25 protein-coding genes and 1 riboswitch are annotated in these 23,653 nt (G+C 65.9%); of the genes, 7 read left to right on the forward strand and 18 right to left on the reverse strand.

Annotated features, from left to right (window positions below; all coding sequences use genetic code 11):
- Positions 1 to 49: 49 nt before the first annotated feature.
- From pgsA to LDO86_RS10780, 5 genes are all read right to left on the reverse strand, one after another.
- A complete protein-coding gene (gene pgsA, locus LDO86_RS10760) occupies positions 50 to 673 on the reverse strand; it encodes a phosphatidylinositol phosphate synthase (RefSeq protein ID WP_018769347.1) in 624 nt (207 codons plus the stop codon).
- Entirely contained in the window at positions 663 to 1,250 is a 588-nt protein-coding gene (locus LDO86_RS10765; RefSeq protein ID WP_018769348.1) for an HIT domain-containing protein, read from the reverse strand. Before LDO86_RS10765 ends, pgsA begins: the two co-directional genes overlap by 11 nt.
- Before the next feature lie 17 nt (positions 1,251 to 1,267).
- Positions 1,268 to 3,277 carry a threonine--tRNA ligase gene (gene thrS / locus LDO86_RS10770; RefSeq protein ID WP_018769349.1) on the reverse strand — a complete coding sequence of 670 codons (2,010 nt, stop codon included), beginning with the start codon at positions 3,275 to 3,277 and terminating at the stop codon, positions 1,268 to 1,270.
- Between the two features lie 115 nt (positions 3,278 to 3,392).
- The gene (dnaE, locus tag LDO86_RS10775; RefSeq protein ID WP_018769350.1) at positions 3,393 to 6,884 is read right to left on the reverse strand and encodes a DNA polymerase III subunit alpha; all 3,492 of its coding nucleotides are present in this window, start codon (positions 6,882 to 6,884) and stop codon (positions 3,393 to 3,395) included.
- Between the two features lie 19 nt (positions 6,885 to 6,903).
- On the reverse strand, positions 6,904 to 7,254 hold the full coding sequence (locus LDO86_RS10780; protein ID WP_018769351.1) for a DUF6504 family protein: 351 nt from the start codon (positions 7,252 to 7,254) through the stop codon (positions 6,904 to 6,906).
- Between the two features lie 132 nt (positions 7,255 to 7,386).
- On the opposite strand from LDO86_RS10780, the gene LDO86_RS10785 reads away from it, so the two are divergent.
- Positions 7,387 to 7,776, forward strand: coding sequence for a hypothetical protein (locus LDO86_RS10785; RefSeq protein WP_018769352.1), 390 nt, complete (start codon positions 7,387 to 7,389; stop codon positions 7,774 to 7,776).
- A 27-nt stretch (positions 7,777 to 7,803) separates the two neighbouring features.
- On the opposite strand, the gene LDO86_RS10790 is transcribed toward LDO86_RS10785, so the two are convergent.
- Positions 7,804 to 8,124, reverse strand: a complete 321-nt coding sequence (locus LDO86_RS10790; RefSeq protein WP_051081370.1) for a chorismate mutase — start codon at positions 8,122 to 8,124, stop codon at positions 7,804 to 7,806.
- A gap of 19 nt (positions 8,125 to 8,143) precedes the next feature.
- On the opposite strand from LDO86_RS10790, the gene LDO86_RS10795 reads away from it, so the two are divergent.
- Positions 8,144 to 8,566: a VOC family protein gene (locus LDO86_RS10795; protein WP_018769354.1), complete on the forward strand. Its 423-nt coding sequence runs from the start codon at positions 8,144 to 8,146 to the stop codon at positions 8,564 to 8,566.
- A gap of 82 nt (positions 8,567 to 8,648) precedes the next feature.
- Here LDO86_RS10795 and LDO86_RS10800 read toward each other — a convergent pair whose 3' ends face one another.
- Complete coding sequence (locus LDO86_RS10800; RefSeq protein ID WP_018769355.1) at positions 8,649 to 9,392, reverse strand: SOS response-associated peptidase; 744 nt, start codon at positions 9,390 to 9,392, stop codon at positions 8,649 to 8,651.
- Positions 9,393 to 9,542: 150 nt separating this feature from the next.
- Here LDO86_RS10800 and LDO86_RS10805 point away from each other — a divergent pair, with 150 nt between their 5' ends.
- A complete protein-coding gene (locus LDO86_RS10805; protein WP_018769356.1) occupies positions 9,543 to 9,800 on the forward strand; it encodes a mycoredoxin in 258 nt (85 codons plus the stop codon).
- 39 nt (positions 9,801 to 9,839) lie between these two features.
- On the opposite strand, the gene LDO86_RS10810 is transcribed toward LDO86_RS10805, so the two are convergent.
- The 4 genes from LDO86_RS10810 to LDO86_RS10825 form a co-directional block, all read right to left on the reverse strand.
- Positions 9,840 to 10,589 (reverse strand): lipoate--protein ligase family protein, encoded by a 750-nt coding sequence (locus LDO86_RS10810; RefSeq protein WP_224083977.1) that lies wholly within the window; start codon positions 10,587 to 10,589, stop codon positions 9,840 to 9,842.
- A 68-nt stretch (positions 10,590 to 10,657) separates the two neighbouring features.
- Positions 10,658 to 12,370 carry an AarF/UbiB family protein gene (locus LDO86_RS10815; protein ID WP_018769358.1) on the reverse strand — a complete coding sequence of 571 codons (1,713 nt, stop codon included), beginning with the start codon at positions 12,368 to 12,370 and terminating at the stop codon, positions 10,658 to 10,660.
- 4 nt (positions 12,371 to 12,374) lie between these two features.
- Positions 12,375 to 12,917, reverse strand: coding sequence for a PadR family transcriptional regulator (locus tag LDO86_RS10820; RefSeq protein ID WP_018769359.1), 543 nt, complete (start codon positions 12,915 to 12,917; stop codon positions 12,375 to 12,377).
- A 141-nt stretch (positions 12,918 to 13,058) separates the two neighbouring features.
- Positions 13,059 to 13,862 carry a thioesterase family protein gene (locus tag LDO86_RS10825; RefSeq protein ID WP_018769360.1) on the reverse strand — a complete coding sequence of 268 codons (804 nt, stop codon included), beginning with the start codon at positions 13,860 to 13,862 and terminating at the stop codon, positions 13,059 to 13,061.
- 154 nt (positions 13,863 to 14,016) lie between these two features.
- On the opposite strand from LDO86_RS10825, the gene LDO86_RS10830 reads away from it, so the two are divergent.
- The gene (locus LDO86_RS10830; RefSeq protein WP_018769361.1) at positions 14,017 to 14,694 is read left to right on the forward strand and encodes an endonuclease/exonuclease/phosphatase family protein; all 678 of its coding nucleotides are present in this window, start codon (positions 14,017 to 14,019) and stop codon (positions 14,692 to 14,694) included.
- Between the two features lie 4 nt (positions 14,695 to 14,698).
- Here LDO86_RS10830 and LDO86_RS10835 read toward each other — a convergent pair whose 3' ends face one another.
- The 3 genes from LDO86_RS10835 to LDO86_RS10845 all read right to left on the reverse strand — a co-directional run bounded on the left by LDO86_RS10835 (position 14,699) and on the right by LDO86_RS10845 (position 17,838).
- Positions 14,699 to 16,627 (reverse strand): glycosyltransferase, encoded by a 1,929-nt coding sequence (locus tag LDO86_RS10835; protein WP_224083978.1) that lies wholly within the window; start codon positions 16,625 to 16,627, stop codon positions 14,699 to 14,701.
- 413 nt (positions 16,628 to 17,040) lie between these two features.
- A complete protein-coding gene (locus tag LDO86_RS10840) occupies positions 17,041 to 17,553 on the reverse strand; it encodes an NUDIX hydrolase (RefSeq protein WP_018769363.1) in 513 nt (170 codons plus the stop codon).
- Between the two features lie 93 nt (positions 17,554 to 17,646).
- The gene (locus LDO86_RS10845; protein ID WP_026265782.1) at positions 17,647 to 17,838 is read right to left on the reverse strand and encodes a DUF1918 domain-containing protein; all 192 of its coding nucleotides are present in this window, start codon (positions 17,836 to 17,838) and stop codon (positions 17,647 to 17,649) included.
- Between the two features lie 73 nt (positions 17,839 to 17,911).
- Here LDO86_RS10845 and LDO86_RS10850 point away from each other — a divergent pair, with 73 nt between their 5' ends.
- Positions 17,912 to 18,418: a metallophosphoesterase gene (locus tag LDO86_RS10850; RefSeq protein ID WP_018769365.1), complete on the forward strand. Its 507-nt coding sequence runs from the start codon at positions 17,912 to 17,914 to the stop codon at positions 18,416 to 18,418.
- A gap of 156 nt (positions 18,419 to 18,574) precedes the next feature.
- Positions 18,575 to 19,468, forward strand: a complete 894-nt coding sequence (locus tag LDO86_RS10855; RefSeq protein WP_018769366.1) for a glucose 1-dehydrogenase — start codon at positions 18,575 to 18,577, stop codon at positions 19,466 to 19,468.
- A 36-nt stretch (positions 19,469 to 19,504) separates the two neighbouring features.
- On the opposite strand, the gene LDO86_RS10860 is transcribed toward LDO86_RS10855, so the two are convergent.
- Genes LDO86_RS10860 through LDO86_RS10875 form a run of 4 tightly spaced genes read right to left on the reverse strand, consistent with a single transcriptional unit; the run spans position 19,505 to position 22,267 of the window.
- On the reverse strand, positions 19,505 to 19,951 hold the full coding sequence (locus LDO86_RS10860; protein WP_043424958.1) for a DUF1810 domain-containing protein: 447 nt from the start codon (positions 19,949 to 19,951) through the stop codon (positions 19,505 to 19,507).
- A gap of 25 nt (positions 19,952 to 19,976) precedes the next feature.
- Positions 19,977 to 20,507: a DNA alkylation repair protein gene (locus tag LDO86_RS10865; protein WP_224083979.1), complete on the reverse strand. Its 531-nt coding sequence runs from the start codon at positions 20,505 to 20,507 to the stop codon at positions 19,977 to 19,979.
- Positions 20,504 to 20,863, reverse strand: a complete 360-nt coding sequence (locus tag LDO86_RS10870) for a TraR/DksA C4-type zinc finger protein (protein ID WP_018769369.1) — start codon at positions 20,861 to 20,863, stop codon at positions 20,504 to 20,506. Before LDO86_RS10870 ends, LDO86_RS10865 begins: the two co-directional genes overlap by 4 nt.
- Before the next feature lie 21 nt (positions 20,864 to 20,884).
- A complete protein-coding gene (locus LDO86_RS10875) occupies positions 20,885 to 22,267 on the reverse strand; it encodes a lytic transglycosylase domain-containing protein (protein ID WP_018769370.1) in 1,383 nt (460 codons plus the stop codon).
- A gap of 260 nt (positions 22,268 to 22,527) precedes the next feature.
- A riboswitch (cyclic di-AMP (ydaO/yuaA leader) is annotated at positions 22,528 to 22,698 on the forward strand.
- 3 nt (positions 22,699 to 22,701) lie between these two features.
- On the opposite strand from LDO86_RS10875, the gene LDO86_RS10880 reads away from it, so the two are divergent.
- The gene (locus LDO86_RS10880; protein ID WP_018769371.1) at positions 22,702 to 23,535 is read left to right on the forward strand and encodes a LysM domain-containing protein; all 834 of its coding nucleotides are present in this window, start codon (positions 22,702 to 22,704) and stop codon (positions 23,533 to 23,535) included.
- Positions 23,536 to 23,653 lie beyond the last annotated feature (118 nt).

Genomic DNA, 23,653 nt, shown 5'->3' on the forward strand with positions numbered 1-23,653 from the left:
CCGGGCACTTATATACTAGTCCCCCGCCGCACGGCAGGCTTAATCATGTCTAATCTGCGGGCGTGGGCTCTGCCAATGCCTGCCGGCGTACCGAGATAACGCGCTGAACGACGGTGATGAGGCTGGCCGCCGCCAGGAGGACCAGTGTGACCAGGAGCACCACCGGCGGGAGGCCCAGGCCGGTCAGGCCGGTTACCACCAGGATGGATACCAGGCGTTCCGCCCGCTCGGCGATCCCCACGTTGGCCGTGAAGCCCAGCGACTCCGCCTTCGCCCGGGCGTAGGAGACAACCATGCCCAGGACAAGGCAGAGCAGGGCGGCCACGGCGATGGCCATGTTGTTGCCGCCGGTGAAGAACCAGACGGACACCCCGGCGAAGAGGGCACCGTCGGCAACCCGGTCCAGGGTGGAGTCGAGGAAGTTCCCCCAGCGGCTCTTCACGCCCTGCATCCGGGCCATGATGCCGTCCAGGACGTCCGAGAAGATGAAGGCAGTGATGAAGAGCGTGCCCCAGAAGAGCTGCCCCAGCGGGTAGAAGCCCAGGCTTCCGGCCGCAACACCTGCAGTTCCGAGGATGGTTACCGCATCCGGGGAGACACCGATCTTCAGGAGCCAGCGGGCCAGCGGGGTGAACAGTGCGGTGAAAAAACCGCGGGCATGCCTATTCAGCATCCGACTCCCCGGGCCAGGCTTCGGCCACTTGTCTCCGGACCTCGTCAAGGGTCTGGGTGATGGCCTTGGTTTGGGCGATGATGGGGAAGAAATTGCCGTCCCCGCCCCACCGCGGAACGATGTGCTGGTGCAGGTGCGCCGAGATGCCGGCTCCGCCCACAACCCCTTGGTTCATGCCCAGGTTGAAGCCGCCGGGATTGGACACCTTGCGCAGGACCCGCATTGCCGTCTGGGTTAGGTCGGCAAACTCGGCGGTTTCTTCGACCGTGAGGTCCGTGTAGTCCGGAATATGCCGGTACGGACACACCAAAAGGTGCCCGGGATTGTAGGGGAACAGGTTCAGCACCACGTAGCAGGTCCGGCCGCGGTAGACGATGAGCGCCTCTTCGTCGGTGCGGGCGGGGCCCACGCAGAACGGGCAGTCGTTCTCATTCTTGAACTGGTGCTGCCCGCCCTTGATGTAGGCCATCCGGTGCGGAGTCCACAGGCGCTGGAAGGCGTCGGGGACACCGGCGAGGGCGAAGTCGTCGGTAACGCCGGCATCGCCTGGATATCCTGCGCCTGTGTTCTCCTGCACTGTGCTGCTTCCGTTCGCTAGCTGGTCCGGTTGCGGACGGCGTCGGTGATCCGCTTGACCGCTTCCGACACGGGCACGCCGTTGTCCTGGCTGCCGTCGCGGAAACGGAAGGAAACGGCGCCGGCCTCCGCGTCGTCGCCGCCGGCGATCAGCACGAACGGGATCTTGTCCTTGCTGGCGGTGCGGATCTTCTTGGGGAACCGGTCCGAGGACGTATCCACCTCGGCGCGGATGCCCTCGGCCTTAAGCTGGTCGACGACGTCGAACATGTACTCGTTGAACGCCTCCGCCACGGGGATGCCCACCACCTGGACCGGAGCCAGCCACGCGGGGAACGCGCCGGCGTAGTGCTCGGTGAGGACGCCCATGAACCGCTCCACCGAGCCGAAGAGCGCACGGTGGATCATCACCGGCCGCTGCCGGCTGCCGTCGGCGGCCTGGAATTCCAGCTCGAACCGTTCGGGCAGGTTGAAGTCCAGCTGGATGGTGGACATCTGCCAGGTGCGGCCCAGCGCATCCTTGGCCTGCACGGAAATCTTGGGGCCGTAGAACGCCGCTCCGCCCGGATCGGGCACCAGCTCCAGCCCGGACTCCTGCGCCACCTCGGCAAGGGTCCTGGTGGCTTCCTCCCAGGTGGCGTCGTCGCCCACGTACTTCTCCGGGTCCTTGGTGGACAGCTCCAGGTAGAAGTCGTTCAGGCCGTAGTCCTTGAGCAGGTCCAGGACAAAGGTCAGGGTCTTGGTGAGTTCGTCCTTCATCTGCTCGCGGGTGCAGTAGATGTGGGCGTCGTCCTGTGTCATTCCACGGACGCGGGTGAGGCCGTGGACCACGCCGGATTTCTCGTAGCGGTAGACCGATCCGAATTCAAACAGCCGGAGGGGCAGTTCACGGTAGGACCGGCCGCGGGAGCGGAAGATGAGGTTGTGCATGGGGCAGTTCATCGGCTTCAGGTAGTAGTCCTGGCCGGGCTTGCGCACGGTGCCGTCCTCGTTGAGTTCGGCGTCCACGTGCATGGCGGGGAACATGCCGTCCTTGTACCAGTCCAGGTGGCCGGAGACCTCGTAGAGGTGGCCCTTGGTGATGTGGGGGGTGTAGACGAACTCGTAGCCGGCCTCGACGTGGCGCTGGCGGGAGTAGTCCTCCATCTCCTTGCGGATGATGCCGCCCTTGGGGTGGAAGACGGGCAGGCCGGAGCCCAGTTCGTCCGGGAAGGAGAAGAGGTCGAGTTCCGAGCCGAGCTTGCGGTGGTCGCGGCGCTCGGCCTCGGCAATGCGCTCCTGGTATGCCTTCAGCGCTTCCTTGGTGGGCCACGCGGTTCCGTAGATGCGCTGCAGCTGCTGGTTTTTCTGGTTGCCCAGCCAGTACGCCGACGACGAACGGGTCAGCGCGAAGGCGTTGGAGATCATCTTGGTGTTGGGCAGGTGCGGGCCGCGGCAGAGGTCACACCAGACGGTGGTGCCTTCCTTGCGCTCCACGTTGTCGTAGATGGTGATGTCACCGGCGCCGACCTCGACGTTCACGCCCTCGCCTGCCTCGGCAGCGTCGTTCTTCTTGCCGAGCAGTTCGAGCTTGTAGGGCTCGTTCTTCATGGCTTCGCGGGCCTCGTCCTCGCTGACCACGCGGCGGACGAATTTCTGGTTCTGGTTGACGATCTTGAGCATCATCTTTTCGAGGGTCTTGAGATCCTCGGGGGTGAAAGGCTCGGCGACGTCGAAATCGAAGTAGAAACCGTCGGTGATGTAGGGGCCAATGCCGAGTTTGGCGTCGGGGCGCAGCTGCTGCACTGCCTGTGCCATCACGTGGGCGGTGGAGTGGCGCAGGACGTTCAGGCCGTCGGGCGAATCAATGGTTACGCCTTCCACCTCGGCGCCTTCGGGCAGTTCCTGGTCCAGGTCCTTCAGCTCGCCGTTGACGCGGGCCACAACAACATCACGGCGCTCAAAGAAGAGTTCCGCACCGGTTGTCCCGGTAGTCACCTTGGTCTCTTCGCCATCGACGAGAAGGGTGATCTGCTGGGCATCTGACACGGGTGTCTCCTATTCAAAGTTGAGGCTTCATAGCTTGTGGCATACGGGGACCACAGCCAGCCACCGTCAATGCTATCGGTTCCGGTTGAGCCCACCAACGCGGCGCACAGCACGCTCACCCGTTAAAGCCGGTAATCGCCAGCGTCCTGCTGATGCCGTCCAGGGGATGCGGGCCGTCCTGGGCAGCCGCTGGCGAGGACTCGGGGAAGGGCAGCGTCTCCGTGCGGCTGAGGTCCCAGGCCATGCTTGCGCTCAGGCTGATCCCCCGGGGGCCGGTCCTTCGGGTGGTGCCGCGGATCAGCAGCAGGCGGGTGCCAAACAAAAGTGGCCCTGCACTTTCCTGGGCCTCATGGAAGAAGACCGAATCAACGCAGCCGGTGCCGTCGTCGATGCTGATGAACACCACCCTCCGTCCGCCGCGCATGGGAGGGGTCTGGGTTGCCACCCGCACCCCGGCCACCAGCACTTCGGTCCCGTTGCGCAGGCTGAGGAGTTTATCGGCTGTGGTGACGCCCAGCTTTTCCAGCAGGGGACGGTGGCTTTCCATCAGATGGGTGCTGACATCGACGGCCATGAGGTCCAGTTCCGCCCGGACGTTTTCCACCAGCGTGGGGGCTGGAAGCCCGGGCTTGATGTTGCGCAGTTCAATATCGCCCAAGGGTAGGGACAGCTGTCCCTCCAGGATGTCGGCGCCTTTGCGCGCGCCAGTGGCTGACTGGAGCTGCTGCAGGTGCTGCACCAGGTCGGCCCGGTTGGCTGTTCCCCCGGCTTCCCGGTGCAGGGCATCAAAGGCTCCCAGCTGGGCGAGCCGCCTGATGCTTGGCTTGCTGAGCCGCGAGCGCGCGCGGAGGTCTGCCAGTGAGTCATATGGCTGGCCTGCCACTATCCGCTTCAATTCGGCTGCGGACAGCCCGTAGATCCCGTTCAGGCTGAGCCGGATCCCCAGCCTGCCGGCGTCCTGGCCGGACTCGATCCGCTCCACCCGGTATTCAGCTTTGCTCCGGTTGATGTCCAGCGGAAGGATGGGTATCCCGAGCCTGCGGGCTTCGGCCACCAGCAGCCGTTTGGGATACATCCCGGGGTCGTGCTCCCATAAGCCGGCAAGGAAGGCTTCCGGGTGGTGTGTCTTAAGCCAGGCGGACTGGTAGGTGGGGACGGCGAAGGCAGCACCGTGGGCTTTGCAGAAGCCGAAACTGGCAAACGACTTCAATGTCCCCCATACCTTGTCCACCACTTCGGGGGCATATCCCCTGGCTTTTGCATTGCGCCGGAAGTATTCCTCCACCCTGGCTTCACCGTCGTCGCTGCTCAGCGCCCTGCGGAACTCGTCGGCTTTGGCAAGCCCGCAGCCGGTCATGATGTCGAGGGTTTTCAGGATCTGTTCGTGGAACACCGTGACCCCATGGGTTTCCTGCAGCACCGGTTTAAGGTCCGGGTGGGGGTAGACCTCAGGGGCGAACCCGTGCCGGTGTTCCAGGAAGGGCCGCACCATGTCGGATTTCATGGGGCCGGGACGGAACAGTGAAATATCGATGATGAGGTCGTTGAACTCCCGGGGTGCCATCTTTCCAATCAGCTCCCGCTGCCCCGGGGATTCAATCTGGAAGCAGCCAAGGGTGTGCGTGCTCCTGATCAGCTGGTATGTCGGTTCGTCGTCGAGGGGAACGGCGTTGAGGTCGATCCGGCCGTCCCCGGCGATGTAGTCAGGGCCTGTTCCGTCAGGTCCTGCCGAGTGCCTTCCTGCCTCCACCACGTCCTTCTTGCTGGGGTGGATGCGGATGATCTCCCGGACTGCGAAGGCCATGGCGCTTTGCATGCGCACCCCAAGGACATCGAGTTTGAGCATGCCCATGGGGTCCATGTCGTGCTTGTCGAACTGGCTCATGGGCAGCCCCAGGCCGCTTGGCTGGACCGGGGTGCGGTCCAGGAGTGTGGCATCGCCCAGGATCACTCCGCACGGGTGCATGGAGATGTGGCGGGGCAGCCGGTCCAGGCGTTCGGTCAGGTCCACCAGGAGGTCAAGCTGCTGGTTCCCGTCCGTGTCGCGCTGCTCCACCCGGCCGGCGAACTCCCGGAGCTCGGGCTTTTCCTGCAGGGCTTCACGGAACTTCCGGGCGGAAAAGCGCCACAACTGCTTGGCGATCTCCCCCACCTCGCCGTCGTCCATGCCCAGCGCCAGCCCGGCGTCGCGAACCGCCCCCCGGGCCCGGTACCCGTTCTGCATGCTCATCAGGGTGACGCGCTCCGGGCCGAACCGGTCAAAAATCCTGTGGTACACGTTGTGGCGTTCCGCGCTTTCCACATCGATGTCAATGTCAGGGAGGGTGGCACGGTCGTTGGAAAGGAAACGTTCAAAGATCAGGTCATGCTGGAGGGGATTCACATGGCTGACCTCGATCAGGTAGTTGACCAGGCTTGAGGCACCTGAGCCCCTGGCGGCCGCCCGGACCCCCATGTCCTGGATCATGCGGGATACCTCCGCCACCGTCAGGAAATAGGCGGAGAAACCCAGGTTCCGGATGATGCCAAGCTCATGCTCCAGCCGGGACAGCATCTCCTGTTCGGGTTTTCCTGAGATCCCCGGGAAACGCCTGCCGATTCCCGCATGGCAGCGCTGGACAAGTTCGGCGTGCGGATCCTGGCTGATCCCAATAACCGATGCTTCCGGAACCACTGGCTGCTTCCACCCCATATCGGTGCTGGGGTCGATCCGGCAGAGGTCGGCGAGCGCCTCTGTTTGCGCCATCAGCTGTTTGAGGTCTGCTGCACCGTAACCGGCAGCGGAAATGATTTCCTTTCCCAGTCCCAGCATTTGTTCGGAGGTTTTCAGCCAGCCCTGCCCGGTGGGCTGCAGGAGCGGTTCACCTGCAAGTTCCGGAAGGGACTTCAGGGTCCGGGCAGAATCCAGGACGTCGGCGGTTGGTGCGCCGTCTGCGGCACAGTACCTGACGGCGTTGGTGAGGATGGCGGGTACGTGGTGTTCCTCTGCGAGCCTGAGCATGCGGACTGCATGTGCGGTGCTGAAGGGAGTCCCCGGAGCGCTGAGCTGGGAGACAATTTCCGCCACGACCGTTCCAGCGGGCATGGCATCCAGCCATTGCTTGAACAGGGTCCGTGGACGCAGGTAGCGCCGGCCATCCATGGCCCGTCCGACGTCGGAATCCGGTCCAATCAGGACGGTCAGCACCGGCTTGAGGGTCTGGGGGTCAAGGGTGCGGGAGGCGAGTTCGGCACGGGTGACCGCGGCGGGCACCGCTCCCCCGGCTTTCCCCGAGGTCCTGGCGTGGGCATCGGAAACCAGCCGGCACAGCGCACGGTACCCGGCACCGTTGTTGTGGCCGCGGGCCAGCACCACCACCCTGCCGGATACCTGTGTGCGGTGATCGCCGTCGTCGTCAAATACTGCAAGGTCCACCCCCACTATGGGGTCGATGCCCGCCGCCATGCAGGCCTTGAGGTGCTTGATGGTGCCGTACAGCCCGTCCCGGTCGGTGCAGGCAAGGGCCGTTGCGCCGTCGGCTGCGGCCGCCATTGCCAGCTCTTCAGGCCAGGAGACACCGTAGTGGGCACTAAATGCCGTGGAAACGTGGAGGTGGGTAAAGCTCATGGTGATGGGAGGTGGGGATTCATGCGGTTTTGGGGCGAAGGCCGTCATGGATCCGCAGCAGCCGCCAACGGCCACTGCGGATATGGCGGGTCAGGTCAAGGGTGAGGGGTTCGGCAACGGCAGGTTCTCCTGGCCCCATCGGGCGGGACGCCACTTTGGCAGGCAGTACCTGGACCCGCCAGATTTCGTGGTCCACCACGCCCGGTCCGCTTCCCAGCGGAGCCCGGGTATCCTCTGCCCACCATTGCCGGCGTTCATACCAGCGGACAGGTTCGGCACAGACGATGTATGACGTTCCTGCCCACGTCAGGGATTCCGGCTGCCCGGAAGCGGAGCACACCACGTCAACGGACTCGCTGAACATGCCCACGTGCGCCTCCCTGCAGCTGCAGATTGTGACCCTTATTCGAATATGTATTCGAACGAATCCAGTCTACGCCGGGGAGGCAGCAAAACATAGGCGGGGGTGGACGGAGCGTGCGGCAGGGAGCAGGATGATGGCATGAGTACCGATGACGCACTCCTGAAGCAGGCAAGCATCAAGACCCAGGACTCCACCCTGGTTGCACGGTTCGACATCGACGGCACCATTCCGGACTCCGGGGCCTATGTGGTGGGCCTGATGGGAGCCTCGCCGGATTATTCCATGCAACGACGGCTGTGCATTGAGTTCATGAACGGGGAGGCAATCGCCTGCTACTCGTTCAACCGGGACCAGGGAATCGAGGAAGACTACGACCTGTCGGGAGTGTCCCACTCGGACAACAGCATTACCGGGAGCTTTCCCGCGACGGCCTTGACCGGGCTGGGGCAGGGCCATGTCCTGTCAGCCTTCAGTGAGGCGGACGGCCGGGAGTTCCAGCACGGGGTGCCGGTGGAGGAAGCCCTTTAGGGCTCCTCCGCCAGCCCCCGGAACAGGTCAGCTGTTTTCTTTGTGGATCCGCAGTTCAAGTTCAATGAACGCGGAGATCATCGCCCGGTAGGTTGCTTCGACGATGTCCGGATCGATGTCCTTTTTCTCTGCGGCGGACCGGACGTGCTCGATGATCCGCTCCACCCGTCCCGGGGCACGCACCTCTGCGTCATCACCCTTGAGGGTCCCGGCGATCCTGATCAGCCGTTCGCGGCGGGCAATGAGGGTGACAATCTGTTCATCCACCTCATCAACGGCAACCCGAACGGCAGCGAGCTGTTCCTTGTCGGCCCGGGCATCCCTATCGTTTCCTTGAATTGTCGCCATCATCTGACAGTATCGAAGCATGGAGCCAAGAGTCGACTTTATCTCCCTCGGAGTCCGCAATGTTCAGGCATCCCGCGACTTCTACGTTGATGGCCTTGGCTGGCCGGTCCACCGTGAGGTTGCCGGGGAAGTGCTGTTCATCCAGGTGAACCACGGCCTGGTGCTGTCCCTGTGGGACGTCCGCCAGATGCAGGCCGAAGCGGGCACCAGCCCTCCCGCCGGCATCCCCTGCATCACCCTCAGCCACAACGTCGCCGGTCCCGGGGACGTGGACAGGGTCATGGAAGAGGCCGCGGAGGCCGGCGCTGACATCATTGCCGAGCCGGTCACCCAGCCGTGGGGCGGCTACACGGGCTATTTTGCCGACCCCGACGGGTTCCGCTGGGAAGTGGCGTACAACCCCACCTGGGCAGTGGACGACGCCGGCAGGGTCACCGTCTGATCCCCGGCCGTACCATGGGGTGCGGCTGCTGGAGCTGGGCTGAAAAACAGGGCTGGGAGAACAGGGCGCTAGAACAGGGCAGCTAGAACAGGGCTTCGACCGGGCGGATCAGTTCGGGGCCGTTATTGCGGACATTGCCCACTTCCTTGCCCACCGACTCCACCCGCCAGTCGGCCGCGGCATTCTTGACGCCGGACCGCACCAGGTCCACGAGTCCGGCCGCGTCATCCGCCTGCGGATCCAGCCATGCCTCCATGGTGTCCCTGTCCATGGGCAGGGGGACGCGGTCGTGCAGCTCCGTCAGCTTCCCGAAGATGGTGGATTCAGACCCCGGCGGAGGCGTGTCTGCCGTGAGGATGGACGTTGAGAGCAGCCAGCGGCCCGGATCCCCTTCGGGAACGGAGGGGTCCTTCCACCACTCGTAGAGGCCGGCGAAGACCAGCCCGTGGTCCGTGCCCGGGTGCACGTAGTAGGGCTGCTTCGACTTCCCAGGTCCCTGCTTCCATTCGTAGTAGCCATCGGCCGGGACCGCGCAGCGGCGGGACTGGACTGCCTTCCGGAACGCCGGCTTCTCCAGCACCGATTCGCTCCGGGCGTTGATCATGCGGGAACCGATTCCGGGGTCCTTGGCCCAGGACGGGACCAGGCCCCAGCGTGCCACGTGCAGCTGGCGCACCTGCCGGGGCGCGGCACTGTCATCCACCAGGCGCTCCAGCACGATGGGGACGGCATCGGTGGGTGCCACGTTCCAGGACGGCGGGATGCTCACCTCGCTCTCCAGCTCGGCATCGAACTCAGCCAGCAGGTCCCCCACGGCACGTGCCATTACGTAGCGTCCACACATGGCACCAGCTTGCCACCGCCCGCCACAAACTGTCATCCGGCGCCGTTCCAGGCGTCAGGCACCGGGGAATACCGGCAGCCACGCTACGGTTGACGGTAAGGAAACCTTTCAAGCGACGTATAGGAGATCCCTGTGGACTTCACTCCCGAATCCGGCACCATCACGATGTTCTCCACCACCTGGTGCGGCTACTGCAACCGGCTCAAGAAGCAGCTGGACGCGCAGGGCATCGGCTACACGGAAGTCAACATCGAAGAGGTGGACGGCACTGCCGAACTCGTGGAGCAGCTGAACGGGGGCAACCGTACGGTTCCCACCGTGCTTTTCCCGGACGGCTCCGCAGCCACCAACCCGTCTGCTGCCGAGGTCAAGAGCCGGCTGGCTGCCTGACCGGCCCAAGGCGCGGCATCGCCGCAACTTTAGTGCGGGTCATGCCCCCAGGCTGCTGAAGGAAGCAGTTTCCAGGGTGGCATGGCCCGCATATGTTTCCAGCAGGGACCGCTCAACGGCTGCCACGTCAAGGCCGGACACCAGGTCGTTGGCGGCACCGGCGGTTGCCGGGTCCCAGTCCAGGCCGAGCGCGGCATAGCTGTCGGTGAGGACCTTGCGGATCGGGGCGGAATCCTCCACGACGATGACGGAGCTGAAGAGCCAGCCACCCGAGACCACACGCTGCGCGGTACCCACCAGTTTCACCCGCCGGGAGTTGTCCGCTGGATCCGTTCCATGCACGCTGAATTCACCGGGACAGTACTCGCCTGGGATTTCCCCCACCGCCGCCTGCACCCCAACGCCCCGCAGCGCCTGCGCAAAGAGCTCACCGAAGTAACCGAACCTGGTTTTGGAACCGGCGACGGCGTCCGCGTCCGGTTCGATATGGTCCACCACAAGGGTGCCACGGTGGTAGGCGGCCGCGCGTCCCCCCGCCCGCCGGACCAGGGGTTCGAAGCCGTTGTCCCGGCAGGCCCGGGCGGCGGCGTCAAAGCCGGGCAGGCGGGTGTCCCGCTGCCCGAACGCCACAGTGGGAGCCGGCCGGTACAGCCGCAGGGTGGGGCCGATGCCGCCGCTCCTGGCCCTGGCCAGCAGCTCCAGGCCGAATTCGAGGTCACGGCCCGCGCCGCGGGACACGTCCTGCCGCACCACGGTAAGCGTGCGGAGTCCAGTACCGGTGTGGTGCATTGTTGCGAAACTCCTGGGTCGGGTGCGGGCAGGCCATCCCTAGGTTACGCCCGACGGCGGCAACCGCCTTAACGAACCCGGCGCCCGGCCCACAGGGCGTGCAGCAGCGGAAGGGACGACGCGGCCATCAGCGCGTTCCCGGCCGCCAGGTCGTCGGCGCGGACGATGGCGCCGGCCACCAGCAGGGCAGCGAAAACCACGGCGGAGGCCGCGCGCCGTCCCGCCCGTTCCAGCCGCGCCGCCTGCCGCTCCAGCCGCGGAACAGCCACCTCCAGCGACCCCTCCTCAAGCCGGCCGGCCAGCGCGTCCAGCCTGCCGGGCAGGCGCAAGGCAATACCGGCGGCATCGAGCGCCTGCCGGGCCACGTCCTGCACCACGTTGCCGCGCTCGTCGCGCAGCAGCTGCGCCGCGTAGGGTTCCACCGAGTCCCAGAGGTTGAAACGTTCATCCAGCGCGCTGCACACACCGGAGGTCAGGGACATGGCTCGAATGATCAGCAGGAAATTCTCCGGCAGCTGGAACGGCAGCGAGCGGACCACGTCGCCGAACTCCACCGCGAAATCCCGGAACTCCCGGGGGTCGACTTCGCGGAGCTCGGCAAAGCCCATGCCGCCGAAGCGGGCAAAGAGCTGGGTCATGGCGCGTTCCAGGCCCACGCTGTCCGCCGACGGCATCAGGACGCCGACGTCGTTGATCGCCGCCACGAGTCCCTTGCCGTCGCGTGCGGCTGCTGCGATCAGGAGCTTCCGCAGGCCGCTGCGCGTGGATGGGGTAACCTCGCCCATCATGCCGAAGTCAATGAACGTCAGTTTCCAGGGGCGTTCGCCTGCGCCTGCACGGACGGGAGTGACGAAAATGTTCCCAGGGTGCGGGTCCGCATGGAAGAAGCCGTTGGTGAACAGCTGGTCGAACATGATGGCGGCAAAAACCGGGGCCACCGTGGCGGGATCGATGCCCGCGGCACGGAGCGCACGGGCATCGGTGATCTTGATGGCCGTGACATCCTCAAGGGTGAGTACACGGCGGGTTGTCCGTTCCCAGACAACTTCCGGTACCGCCACCCGGTCATCACCGGCAAAGTCAGCCGCAAAGCGCTCGGCGTTGACTGCCTCGTGCAGGTAATCAATCTCCTGCAGGCTGATCATGGCGAATTCCTCTACCAGGGCACGCATGTCGGCGCGGCGGGAGACGAGCCGGACGTGGCTGAGCCAGCCGGCCACTTTCCGCAGCGCGGCAAGGTCGACGTCGACGATGGCGCCGATGCCCGGACGCTGAACTTTCAGGACCACGGCATCCAGTCCAGTGTCCCCGGCATCCAGGGGGTCCAGGCGGGCCCGGTGGGCCTGTCCCAGCGAGGCGGCTGCAATCGGAGACTCGTCCACGGAGGCGAAAACCTGGTCCGGCGGTGCACCCAGTTCCTGTCCCGCCAGGGCGGCGATTCCCGGGAAGGCCACCGGCGGCACCTCGTCCTGCAGCCCTTCGAGCTCTTTGGTGATCTCCGGAGGCAGGACGTCGAGCCGGGAGGACAGGAACTGGCCCACCTTGATCATCAGGCCCCCGAGTTCCACGGCCAGGTCATGGAACCGCCGGGCAAACTGCCGCATCCTCCGGGAGCGCGTCCGGGCGGCGACGCCACCAAGCCCTATCCGCGGCAGGAACAGCTCAAACCACCACGTGGTTGCAAGGTTCCAGGCGGCGAAGCGCAGGATCCGCCGGTAGCGCCCGCGGTGCTGCCTCAACGGGCGCTGCGGGTCGTCCCTGGCTTGGAGGATCGACGACACCCGATCAGTCCCGGGCGAGGATGGCGTAGAGCCGGCGGCGGGCCTCGTCCAGCACTGCCACTGCCTGCTGCACCTGTTCCGCTGAACCGGTTCGGCCTACCTGCGCCGCAGCCTGGGCCAGTTCAATCCCGGCCTTGGGAAGGGAAGCGATGCCGCCTCCGCCCATGGAGGCCGCCGGATCCCATGGCGCAGATCCCCGCTGGGCCGCCACCTCCTCACGGCCGGCTTCGGTCAGCGAGTAGATCTTCCGCCCGTTGGATTCCTCGGCGCTGATGGACCCTTCATCGGCCAGCAGCTGCAGCGTGGGGTAGACAGAACCCGCGCTCGGTTTCCAGCTGCCGCCGCTGCGCTCCTCGATCTCCCGGATGATCTGGTACCCATGCATGGGCCGTTCCGCGAGCAGTGCCAGCACCGCTGCCCGCACCTCTCCCTTCCCGGCGCGGGTTCCCACCCGTTTGTCGAAACGGGCGCGCAATTCCTCCACGGCCTGCCACATGCCGTCCAGATTGTTTCCGCCGAATCCCCCTGTGGGGTGTGAAGCACGCATGATGGACTCCTTTGCCGATCGCGAACGATATACAACGATACTCAGCGATATACGCCGCGCACCATACCAGGAGCAAGGATGCTGCCCGCGGACAACCAGCAGCCGGCCACCGCCCGCGTACTTGTCAGGACGTGCGCCGGGTCAGGATTTGCGCAGGGTCAGGATTTGTTCAGCGCGGCCGAACGGGCCCTGCCGGTCGTGCAGCACGGTGGAGGTCAGCCCGATCCCGTCGCGGCCGAACGACACCGCGTTGTCCAGCCCCAGCCACTCCCCCTCGGGCCTGCGGTACATGTGGATCTGCAGGTCCAGGTTGGGGAACGCATAGCTGTCCTTGCCCGGAGGTACCCGGGCGGCAATGCCGTTGGCGGTATCCACCAGACCCATGAGCCGCGGGAAGTCACCGCTGTCCGCCCGGTCGGTCAGCGGATGGTCGGTGCGGAGCCATACTTTCCCGGCGCCCGGCCGGTGCCCTTCGGCCACCCGCATTTCGAGGGACCGGATGTAGCCTCCGGGCCACACGGCGGAGCCGTCATAGGGTTTGCATTCATCGGGCCCCGGTATCGCCGCGTCCTCGACGGCGGCCACCCCTGCGGTGTCACTGGTCTGCAGGCGCCAGCCGGTGGCACGGATCGCGGTCCGGCCCCCGGCCACCAGCTCGGCCTGGACCAGTTCGATGGTCCTGCCGGGCCGCAGGGTGGTGGTGTCAATGCGGAACTCGCCGCCGGGAATCAGCCCAAGGATTTCGTAGCTGATCCGGGCCATCCGCATGTCCCCGCGCGGCTGGTGCCGTTCCAGGACATCTGCCATCAACCCGGAAGCGGGAGCCATGTGCTGTTCGTGGGCGTTCCAGGCGCCCTGGGCGTGGATGGTGGACCGGAACAGGCCGCCGCCAAGGTCCTGGTAATAGAAGTTGCCCCCGGCGAGTTCGGACAGGTCTGCAGTCAAGGCTGGCCCCTTACGGAATTTAGTGAATTGGCACTAACTCTATCCTCCGGCCGTGGAAGGCACGCTGCGGCAAGGCCACGAAATGTTGGAGGGTGCGGGTGCCAATCGGACTAGACTCAGGAACTGGTCCTGTCAGCAACCCAAAAGAGGTTCCATGCGCGTCATCAGCTATAACCTCCGCAAGCACAAGGCCAGCGGCGAGCTTCTTGCCCTGGCACGGAACCATGACATCGATGCGCTGTGCCTGCAGGAAGTGGATTCCAGCGATCTGCCGGAGACCCTTGGTCCCCTGCACCTGGCCGACGTCACCAAGGGCAACCGGCTGGGGCTGGCCATCTATTACCGCACCACCCGGTTCACGGCATTGGACACGCAATCCTTCGCCTTAAAGAAATCCATGCATGACCGGGTGCTGGCCCCGGCCCATGAGCGGCTCATCGGAACACGGGTGATGGACAACGAAACCCAGCATGAACTGGTGATCGGCTCGTTCCACGCTGCCCCGCTGACCGCATCGAACTCGCTGCGCAGGAAGCAGATCCACGCAGCCCACGCCGAACTGCTGAGCATGGGCAAGGGGTTGATGACCCTGATGGTGGGCGACTTCAACTATCCGTTCTTCACCAAGAACCTGGACATGCATATGAAGAACTCGGGGTACGCCCTCTCGCTGAGCAACAGGCGGACCTACACCAGGTACAAGGTGTTCAAGGGTCATTTCGACTTTGCCACGTCCCTGGGCCTGGACATCACCAGCGTGGAAACCCTGCCGCGCGGAAACTCGGACCACCTGCCCATCCTGGTGACCGCCGAGTACGGCGAGGGCTACTAAATGATCAGGGCGACGGCAACCGGTAGATTCGGGCGTCGGCGTTACTGAATATGAGCTCCACGCCCCCTTGGGCCTTTAGCCAGTCTTCCAATTCCTTGGAGTTGCGTTCGGTGCTCTGGCCCTGGAGCTCGAGGCTTGCCTCTGTTGACCGCATGAGCAGCACGAAGGCGCCGGCAGGGTTGTGCCGGCCGTAGTTATAGAAGATTGGGCCGCAGCTCGCTGCTGACAAGTCCCGCCGGCACAACTCGTCCATGGTCCGGTACCGGTGTTCCAGGTAGGCATCGCTGCGCCATGGTGTTGGGTGGGCAGCGGAAATAATGGCCGCCCCGTGAGGCGCGATCCGCTCCACTTCGGCCACGGCGGCCATCTCACTGTCGGTGAAGATGTCGAACTTCGTATTCCCGAACCTGCTGGTCTCGATCAACAAGGTCAGCAGCAGGAAGGTGGGCACGAGGGCCAACACGGCCAGGAAAGGAAGGCGCGTGCCGCCCTCCCTTGGCAGCAGGGCCGAGGACGCCTGCAGGGCGACGAAGGGCAGCGCGAACAGGGAGACGCGGATGAGCATTTCCCCGCCGTATGACTGCATCGGGAACAGCAGGAGCGGGGTGGCTGCAAGCAGGACCACCCGGATGTCAAGCCGCTTCCTACGCCAGTCCCGTACCGCCCCTGCCGCCGCGAGGACCCACAGCACGAGGGTCAGGACCATTCGGACTTTCACTACGAGCGAATGGCCCGGGGTCCCGGTGACGCGGTCAACGACATTAGCCGCAACCGCACCCTGGAATCCTGCGTCCTCAAGGGGCGGGTGTCCAATGAGATAGGCACTTGCCGGGTAAACCAACCAGAGTACAAGCACCACAGCAGTGATCAGCGGCAGCCGGCTGGACCAGAGACGCCCACTGAGGCTGAGGGCGGTCATGGCAATGAGCATCATGAAGGGTGTCAGCTGGTGGCTTGCACAGATCACAGCGACAAGCAGGAGGGCCACCACGAAAGCGCTCACCCGGTGCTGCGGCCTTTGCTCCCAGGGGGACCGGCCCCGCCACCAAACCGCCAGGTCGGCGGGCCGGAAGCCACGGAAAGTGCCGGGGTTCGCGGCCAATGGTCCGACGAGCAGTGCGATCAGGATGAGGTACAGGAAGAAAGCGAAGGCCTGCGGGGACAGATAGTCCTGGTCCTGCCAGTTCCCCAGGCAAAAAAGCCAGAGCACCAGCCAACGCCGTCGCGGATCAGCGGTCAAGGTCCGGGTAAGCACTGCCAGGGCCATGAGCCACAGCCCAACGTCGAACACAGGAGCCCACAGGGCTATGCTCACCGGTTGGAGGCCGGATGCCTTGATGACCGTGGCCAGGAGGGCAAAGAAACCCGGCCAGTTGAAGTACGCGTCAATGTCAGGATCTATGACCTGCGTGCTTGATAGTGCGTCGGCAATGCCCAAATGCCTGAACGCTACTTCGCCCCGCGGTATGTCGGTCACAAACGCTGCGGTCCCAAACAGCTCCACAACCAGCACTGCGAGGAGCCACACCATCACTGCGCGGCCCGCCGGGCCCCGGGCGTCCCCCCGCAGCGCCGCGATGAAGGTGAGATTGATCAGCAGGAGCCCTATCCAGTACGGATAGGGCAGGACGGCAACGAGCCCGAGGTCGCTGTTGACGGGCAGGTCCACGGTGGAGGCCGCCCCTGCGGCGAGCACCAGCGATACGGCACCTGCCAGTGCGAAGACCACATCGCGGGGCCGCAGGCGCCCACCGTTGCGTCCGGGGGCATCGAGCACGGCGGTCATGGTGTCTCCTGCCTGGGGCGCCAGGGCATGGCGGGGATCCTGGGCCCGGCTGCCCCGAAGCCGGGCGAAGGCACTACCGGCGGCCGAGCGCGGCATCTTGGTCCTCACGCCGCCCGGGTACCGGGAGGACGCGCTCCCGCGCCGCATGCGCCACCATGCCGAAGAATGCAGGATATTGATGTCGCCGTGTAGTGGCAGGGATCTGGACACCCGCAGGAGTCCGGCCCGGCAGTAAGCCTGGCTGTGACGTGGCACCCGGTGACAGGAGAGGAATGGACAACTGGCTCACCAACCTTGCTTCGTGGCTGGGATGTAGATTCAGCCAACCGGAGATGGCCCCAAAAATGGGACATGTCAGGGCTAATACGGTGGTTGTCCGGTTTACCTGCCCAGAGATCAAGCAGCCCCGACTTCGCCGTAGCTTGGAGCATAACGGCCTGCACATGCGGACAGCACCAGTACCGGGTACCTAATTTCGCGCCAGGGATACCTACACCCGCCCGCAGGGCAGCCCGGTCCGTCAGTCCAACTTCCAGGGTGGGCAGTCCAGGAAAGGCTTATCAGGGATCCTGGGTGTCCAGCCGCGCCAGCAGGTCCGGCCACGACGCCGCGAATCCGGGGTGCAGCTCCAGTGCGTCCACCTCGGCTGTGGGAATCCAGAGCAGTGCGATGCTTTCGGGATCGCTGATGACGGGCTCGAAGGATTCCCGCACCAGCACCACTACGGTGGTGTAGGACCAGTAGCCGTGGTCCAGCACGGAGGTGAACAGCACTTCCACGCTCTCCGGCGGGACGGCAGCTTCCTCGTAGGCTTCGCGGAGGGCACCGTCGACCGGTTCCTCGCCCTGGTGCAGTGCCCCGCCGGGCAGGCCCCAAGTTCCACCGTTGTGGCTCCAGACGGCGCGGTGCTGCAGCAGCACACCTTTGCCGGGGTCGTAGGCCAGGACGCCGGCCGCGCCGAACCTGCCCCAGTACCGGCCGCGTTCCCCCTCCACCCATGCGTCGCCCGGGTCGCGCGGGCCGGTGCGCGGCGGCGGAGTGGAGGACGTGCTGGCGGACGGAAAGAGATCCATCGCTCCAGTCTGACAGGTGAAGCACCCGCAGGTGAAGCACCGGCGGGCCAGGCGGGGGCGGGTCAGGGGGCGGGCGGAATCCCGCCGGCCCCGTCAGGTCTTGTTTCCGTGGTCGACGGCGAAATCACCGCCGGGATACATGACGGTTTCATGCCCGTCGTCAAAGCGGACCACATATGGTGGGCTGCCGCCCTCGCCACGGACTTCAAGAATCACCCCATGCCGGTCCGAGGACCCCACGGTCCTGCCGTGCACGACGATACGGTCGCCTTGGGCTGCCTCCATGGCAATCACCTCCCAGCCCCCAGATTACGACTCGTGGCCGCGTGGGAACAGGGCACCATGGCAGGATTCCGGTATGCCGTTGAACCTCATCCTGCTCGCCGATACCCACATACCCAAACGCGCCAGGGACCTGCCGGAACAGGTGTGGTCCGCCGTCGAAAATGCCGATGCCGTATTCCACGCGGGCGACTGGGTGGAGGCAGCCCTGCTGGACGAATTCGAACGCCGGAGCAACCGGCTGCTGGGTGTTTTTGGCAATAACGATGGGCCCGAATTGCGCCGGCGCCTGCCCGAAACGGCAACTGCCAACCTGGACGGAGTCCGCTTTGCGGTGGTCCATGAGACGGGGCCGGCCAAGGGCCGCGAAGTGCGGTGCGATGCGCTCTTTCCCGACGCCGATGTCCTGGTGTTCGGCCACAGCCACATCCCGTGGGACACGGTGTCGCCGAACGGCCTGCGGCTGCTGAACCCCGGGTCGCCTACGGACCGCCGCCGCCAGCCGGCGTGCACGTTCATGGAGGCCACGGTCGACGGCGGTCAGTTGGCCGAGGTCCGGCTGGTCACGGTCCAGCGTGACTGACCCGCCATGCCGCTTGGCATGAGGCCGCCTCTCTGCCTAGGCTAGGAACCGTAAGCATGCTTAGCTTTTTGCTTTCCTGTAACGGCGCAAATCGCGGGCTGCTTCAGTACCCGGGGCGACGAACCAGCCCGTGTCCGCACGACCAGGAGGACCACCATGACTGACCAGTACACCTTCCGCAATCCCGTGACGGCCTACGAAAAAATCTCCCCGCCCAGGCAGCACCAGCCCGAGCCGGGGCTGGATGCAGAACTCGAACCCAAGGCCGACCTGGGCGAGGAGACCTACCGCGGCACCGGCCGGCTGGAAGGCCGCCGGGCCATCGTCACCGGCGCGGACTCCGGCATCGGGGCCGCGACGGCGATCGCCTTTGCAAGGGAAGGCGCCGACGTCGTGCTGTCCTACCTGCCGCAGGAAGAAGCGGACGCCTCGCGCATCGCCGGGATCATTGAAGCGGCCGGCCGCAAGGCCGTCAAGGTGCCCGCTGACCTCAAGGATTCGGCGGCATGCCGCGACCTGGTGGAAACGGCGGTGGCGGTCCTGGGCGGGGTGGATATCCTGGTCAACAATGCCGGGAAACAGGTGGCCCAAGAGGACCTGCAGGACATTTCCGACGAGCAGTTCGACTACACCCTGAAGACCAATGTCTATGCGATGTTCTGGGTGACCAAGGCCGCCGTGCCGCATATGCCTGCGGGTTCGACCATCATCAACACCACGTCCATCCAGGCCTACAACCCGTCCCCCACCCTGGTGGACTATGCCACCACCAAGGCGGGCATCAACAACTTCACCAAGGGCCTGGCCCAGCAGCTCGCGCCCAAGGGCATCCGGGTGAACGCTGTGGCCCCCGGCCCCATCTGGACGCCCCTGCAGGTCAGCAGCGGCCAGCCCAAGGAGCAGCTGCCGGAGTTCGGCCAGTCCACGCCCCTGGGCCGTGCCGGCCAGCCCGCCGAACTGGCCCCCGCCTACGTCTTCCTGGCGTCGCCGGAGTCCAGCTACGTCGTGGGCGAAACGCTGAACGTCAACGGCGGCAGCCCCACGCCCTAGCAGCCAGCCGCGCTCCGGCTGCCCCGGTCCGTGTGGTCAGCCGGCTGCGTCCTGCGCCGCCAGGAGCTCGTCGGTGGCAGGGTCCGGCTCGCCGTTGAAGAACTGGGCCAGGACAGTCTTGAACACTGTTTCTCCGGGTGCTGCCCGGAGGAACAGTGTCATGGAGGATCGGAGTTTCCTGGCGTCGATGCCACCGAAGATGTCCTCGGCCGGCTGGTCGGCATGGTTGGCCAGGACCGTGGCACACTCGAGAAGCCGCGGGCCCAGGACTTCGTGGTCCAGGTAGGCCCGGGCTTCAGCCAGTGAAGAGATGGCGTATTTACGTGACATGGCGCTCTGCCCCAGCCCGGCAATCTGCGGGAAGATGAACCACATCCAGTGCCCGGACTTCCGGCCGACCTGCAGCTCCCCCAACGCCTGGTCATAGGTTCCGCCGGTGTTTTGGGCGGCAACAAATCGCCCAAGATCAAACGGCTCATTCATGTGGATCTCCTTCATTCGTCCGCTTTTAGAAAGTCAGTTCCTTCATGAGGGCAGCGGCCGCCGCCTGAAGATGGGGGTCCGGGTCCCCGCTCCACCGTTCCACCACACCGCGGGCCCGCTGCCGTTCACGCTCCCCCAGCCCTGCCAGCAGCGGCATCAGGACATCGGAGAGCAGGGGCGCGGTCAGATCCGCTGCGTGGGCGGAGCGGAGGAAGCCTTCCAGCCGGGTCAGGTCCGAATGCTGCAGGAGCCGCACCCGTGACTGCAGCAGCACCACGGCGGCAAGGCGGCGCTCGAAAACCGGGCGGGAGCCGGGCCCCGGCTGTCCCCAGAGGGCAGAGGCCAGCATCACGGTTGCGTCGTGGTCCAGGTCCGTGAATTTGCGCAGGGCGTCGCGCACGGTTCCACGGACGGCGCCCACGGAGGAACCATACGAGGCCAGCACACCGCCCGGGCGGTGTGCGACGTCGTCCGCGCGGTACCAGGCGCCCTCATTCTGGAGGGTACGGTCAACAAATTCCGCCGCAGCGGACACCACGTCCGCTGTGCCGGTCACCGCGCGCGCCCCGCGGAGGCGTGGTGGATGCAGAACGGGGTCCAGGGCCGGGCTTCCAGCCTGCCCTCGGCGATGGGTTCCCCGCACACCGCACAGATGCCATAGGTCCCCGCGGCCAGCCGGGCCAGGGCAGCTTCAATCTGGTCCAGCCCCGCCGAGCTTTGTTTCAGCAGCGCCGATGCCTGTGACAGCTCGAAGGCGATCGTGGCGCCCTCCGGATCGTGTTCGTCGTCGACGTTGGAGTCCTGGCGGGCCGAATTCGCAGCGTCGATGTCCGCCCGCAGCGCCGGCAGCAGCGCCATCCGCCGCGTCCGCTCCTCTTCGAGCAGTGCACGGAACCGTTCGAAATCTGGCATGGGGAAAGCCTAGCGCGTCAGTCAGTACCAGTTCAGGGATACGGAATGGTTCCATGCCCCGCACGGCGACCCGTAGCGGTCACGGATGTAGCCCAGGCCCCATTCGATCTGCGTCCGGTAGCTGGTCAGCCAGTCGCTCCCGGCGCTGGCATACTTGCCGGGCGGCAGTGCCTGGGCAATTCCGTAGGCCCCGGACCACGCGTTGGTGGCGGTGGTCAGCCAGTTGGATTCCTTGGTCCACAACTGGGCCAGGCACAGGAACTGGTCCTGGCCCCAGCCGAAAGCGGCAAGGCGTCCGGACGCGTAGCTTTTCGCCCCTGCCGGATCGTTGACCGCTCCACCGGGAATGGAAGGCACGACGACGGCGGGCGGGCTGGGCAGGGCCGGCTCGGCTGGCGGCGCCTCCGGAACGGAAGGGACAGGGTTGGCCGGCGGAGGGTTGGCCGGCGGAGGGTTGGCCGGGACAGGATTGGCAGGGGCTGGATTCACCGGGACAGGATTGCCGCCCACGGCGGCTGGGGCGGCTGGTGCGGGCGGCCTGGGCTGCTGGGCGGCCGCCGCGGCGGCCCTGGCGGCCGCTTCGGCCTGGCGGCGGGCCTGCTCCTCCGCTGCGGCGCGCTTGGCCGCCTGGGCCGCCTCGTAGGCAGCCAGCGCAGCCTGGCCTTGGCGGTACTCCCCCTCAAGCGCCGCCGTCGTCCCTTTCAGGGTGGCAAGCTGGGCCGTTAGCTCGCCGCCGTGCCGCTGCTCCTCGGCCACCTGCCGTGCCAGTGCGTCCCTGGCGGAACTGGCTGCCCCGGCTTTTGCCTTTGCCTCCCCGGACAGGCGCTCCCGTTCGCTCCTGGCAACCTTTTCCTGTTCCACCAGGGCAGCGGATACCTTTCCGGCCGCCGCCGCCTTGACCACCAACGCGGCCGTCTTGTCCCCCACGAGCTTGACGAGGTTGAGGCCCTGGACGCTGTTGGTCCCCAGGGCGTCCAGCGCCACGAAGAACCCGGCGTTGGTCCCGCCTGTCTTGTACGACTGCACGGCCAGGGCGCCGAGGTCCTTCCGGTACCGGGCCACTTCGTCGTTTGCGCGGGCGGCCCGTGCGGACAGGGTTTCCAGGCGTGATGTGGCGGACTGGAGCTCTGCATCCGCGGCAGCGTATTCGGCGGCCGACCGTACGGCTGCGTCCCCGGCTGCCTCCGACTGCGCCTGCAGGCCGGTCAAGAGCCCGTCGATGGTGGCAATTTCTGCAGCTTTTGCCGCTTCGGACGACTGCGCCTGCTGCACATCCGACCAGGAGGGATATCCGCCGGGCGGCGGCTCCTCCGCTGCGGCCGGCAGCACGGTGGCGGCGGCCAGGGCGATGGCCAGCACGCCACCGAGGAGCGGGATCCCTCGGCTGGTCACGAACAGGGGCATAGTCCCGAAGCTTACCGTCCGGCGCGGCCCCCGAGGGCGCGTCCGTGGCCACATTGTTACCGTTTGCAGCGATAAAGACCCTGCCTGCATCGGTCGAGGTCACCGCCCGAAATGCGAAGTACATCAAGACGTTTGCGCAATTGAGAGGGGAGCCTCGTATGTTATCCAAATGTGACAATCGGGGGCAGCGCGGGTTATGGTCGTTTGGTGTCCCTCTCAGACGGGACATTCCCGTCAGCATGCCGAGCCCTGCCGCTGATCATGGGATTCAACCGCTTTCCGTTTGGCAGGGACGGGGGAACCAAGTTTCTACGGCCACATGTGGCCTTGGGGTTAAGTCGTTAGCGCCTCCGCCCGCGGAGCCAGCTACCGGCCGGGTATCTCCAGCCCGAACCCGACAGCTCACCCCGCAGGCATGGGAGAGGCGATCAACTGTGTCAAAAATTTCCACCACTGCCCGTCACCGCGCGACTCCGGCCCGCTCCATTGTGCTCGAGGGCCTCGCCGTAACCGCCAAGTCCCAGGCCCGTTCGCTGGGCCGTCCGGCGCTTGCCGTTGCTGCAGCGTCCGGTATTGCCTTTGGCGTCGGAGCCCCGGCCCATGCAGGTGTCACCGGCCCGGACACCACTGAGAACACCAGCGTCCAGGCATACTCCGCACCTGCCCCGGCAGCAGCACCCGTCGCAGCAGCAGGAACCGTCCACACGGTGGTGTCCGGCGACACCATCGGGGCCATCGCGGCCGCCCATGGCGTCAGCCTCAACGACGTCCTGGCCGCCAACGGACTGGGACTGTCCTCCATCATCTACCCCGGTGACCAGATCCAGATCCCCGGCGCTGGCCACACCGCAGCCCCGGCGCCGGCAGCAGCTCCCGTCCAGACGGCAGCCGCAACCGCACCGGCAAACACCGGCATGAACATGTCCTACGCCTCAGCCGCCCCGGCGGCGTCCACCGGCACCGGGACCGGCGCTGCCATCCTGGCATCCGCTTACAGCCAGGTCGGCGTGAACCAGGACTGCACCGCAATGGTTGAGAAGGCCCTGCGCTCCGTCGGCAAGTCCGTCGGCGACCTGGCCCCCACGCAGTTCTTCCAGTACGGAACCGTTGTCGGCGCTCCCGCCCCCGGCGACCTGATCATCACCTCCGGCCACGTGGGCGTGTACGCCGGCAACGGCCAGGTTGTGAGCGGCGGCGTCAACGGCTACAGCACCGAGGTCCACTCCATCAGCTGGCTCGGCGGCTACTCCGCAGTCCGCGTAGCCTAGCCTTCGCAACGCTTTGGCAGCAGCAGGCTGGTACTAAACAGCAAAGCTGTTCTTAGACAGGAGGGCGGCAGCCGGGTATTCCCGGCTGCCGCCCTCCTGTCATTTCCGCACCGTACCG

The sequence above is a fragment of the Arthrobacter sp. StoSoilB19 genome (assembly GCF_019977275.1).
GTDB lineage: Bacteria > Actinomycetota > Actinomycetes > Actinomycetales > Micrococcaceae > Arthrobacter.

Bases quoted from the DNA above. Each gene is read 5' to 3' on its own strand.
- pgsA (WP_018769347.1), bottom strand. From the start codon at position 673: ATGCTGAATAGGCATGCCCGCGGTTTTTTCACCGCACTGTTCACCCCG.
- dnaE (WP_018769350.1), bottom strand. From the start codon at position 6,884: ATGAGCTTTACCCACCTCCACGTTTCCACGGCATTTAGTGCCCACTAC.
- LDO86_RS10785 (WP_018769352.1), top strand. From the start codon at position 7,387: ATGAGTACCGATGACGCACTCCTGAAGCAGGCAAGCATCAAGACCCAG.
- LDO86_RS10790 (WP_051081370.1), bottom strand. From the start codon at position 8,124: ATGGCGACAATTCAAGGAAACGATAGGGATGCCCGGGCCGACAAGGAA.
- LDO86_RS10795 (WP_018769354.1), top strand. From the start codon at position 8,144: ATGGAGCCAAGAGTCGACTTTATCTCCCTCGGAGTCCGCAATGTTCAG.
- LDO86_RS10800 (WP_018769355.1), bottom strand. From the start codon at position 9,392: ATGGCACGTGCCGTGGGGGACCTGCTGGCTGAGTTCGATGCCGAGCTG.
- LDO86_RS10810 (WP_224083977.1), bottom strand. From the start codon at position 10,589: ATGCACCACACCGGTACTGGACTCCGCACGCTTACCGTGGTGCGGCAG.
- LDO86_RS10820 (WP_018769359.1), bottom strand. From the start codon at position 12,917: ATGCGTGCTTCACACCCCACAGGGGGATTCGGCGGAAACAATCTGGAC.
- LDO86_RS10830 (WP_018769361.1), top strand. From the start codon at position 14,017: ATGCGCGTCATCAGCTATAACCTCCGCAAGCACAAGGCCAGCGGCGAG.
- LDO86_RS10835 (WP_224083978.1), bottom strand. From the start codon at position 16,627: ATGCGGCGCGGGAGCGCGTCCTCCCGGTACCCGGGCGGCGTGAGGACC.
- LDO86_RS10840 (WP_018769363.1), bottom strand. From the start codon at position 17,553: ATGGATCTCTTTCCGTCCGCCAGCACGTCCTCCACTCCGCCGCCGCGC.
- LDO86_RS10845 (WP_026265782.1), bottom strand. From the start codon at position 17,838: ATGGAGGCAGCCCAAGGCGACCGTATCGTCGTGCACGGCAGGACCGTG.
- LDO86_RS10850 (WP_018769365.1), top strand. From the start codon at position 17,912: ATGCCGTTGAACCTCATCCTGCTCGCCGATACCCACATACCCAAACGC.
- LDO86_RS10855 (WP_018769366.1), top strand. From the start codon at position 18,575: ATGACTGACCAGTACACCTTCCGCAATCCCGTGACGGCCTACGAAAAA.
- LDO86_RS10860 (WP_043424958.1), bottom strand. From the start codon at position 19,951: ATGAATGAGCCGTTTGATCTTGGGCGATTTGTTGCCGCCCAAAACACC.
- LDO86_RS10870 (WP_018769369.1), bottom strand. From the start codon at position 20,863: ATGCCAGATTTCGAACGGTTCCGTGCACTGCTCGAAGAGGAGCGGACG.
- LDO86_RS10875 (WP_018769370.1), bottom strand. From the start codon at position 22,267: ATGCCCCTGTTCGTGACCAGCCGAGGGATCCCGCTCCTCGGTGGCGTG.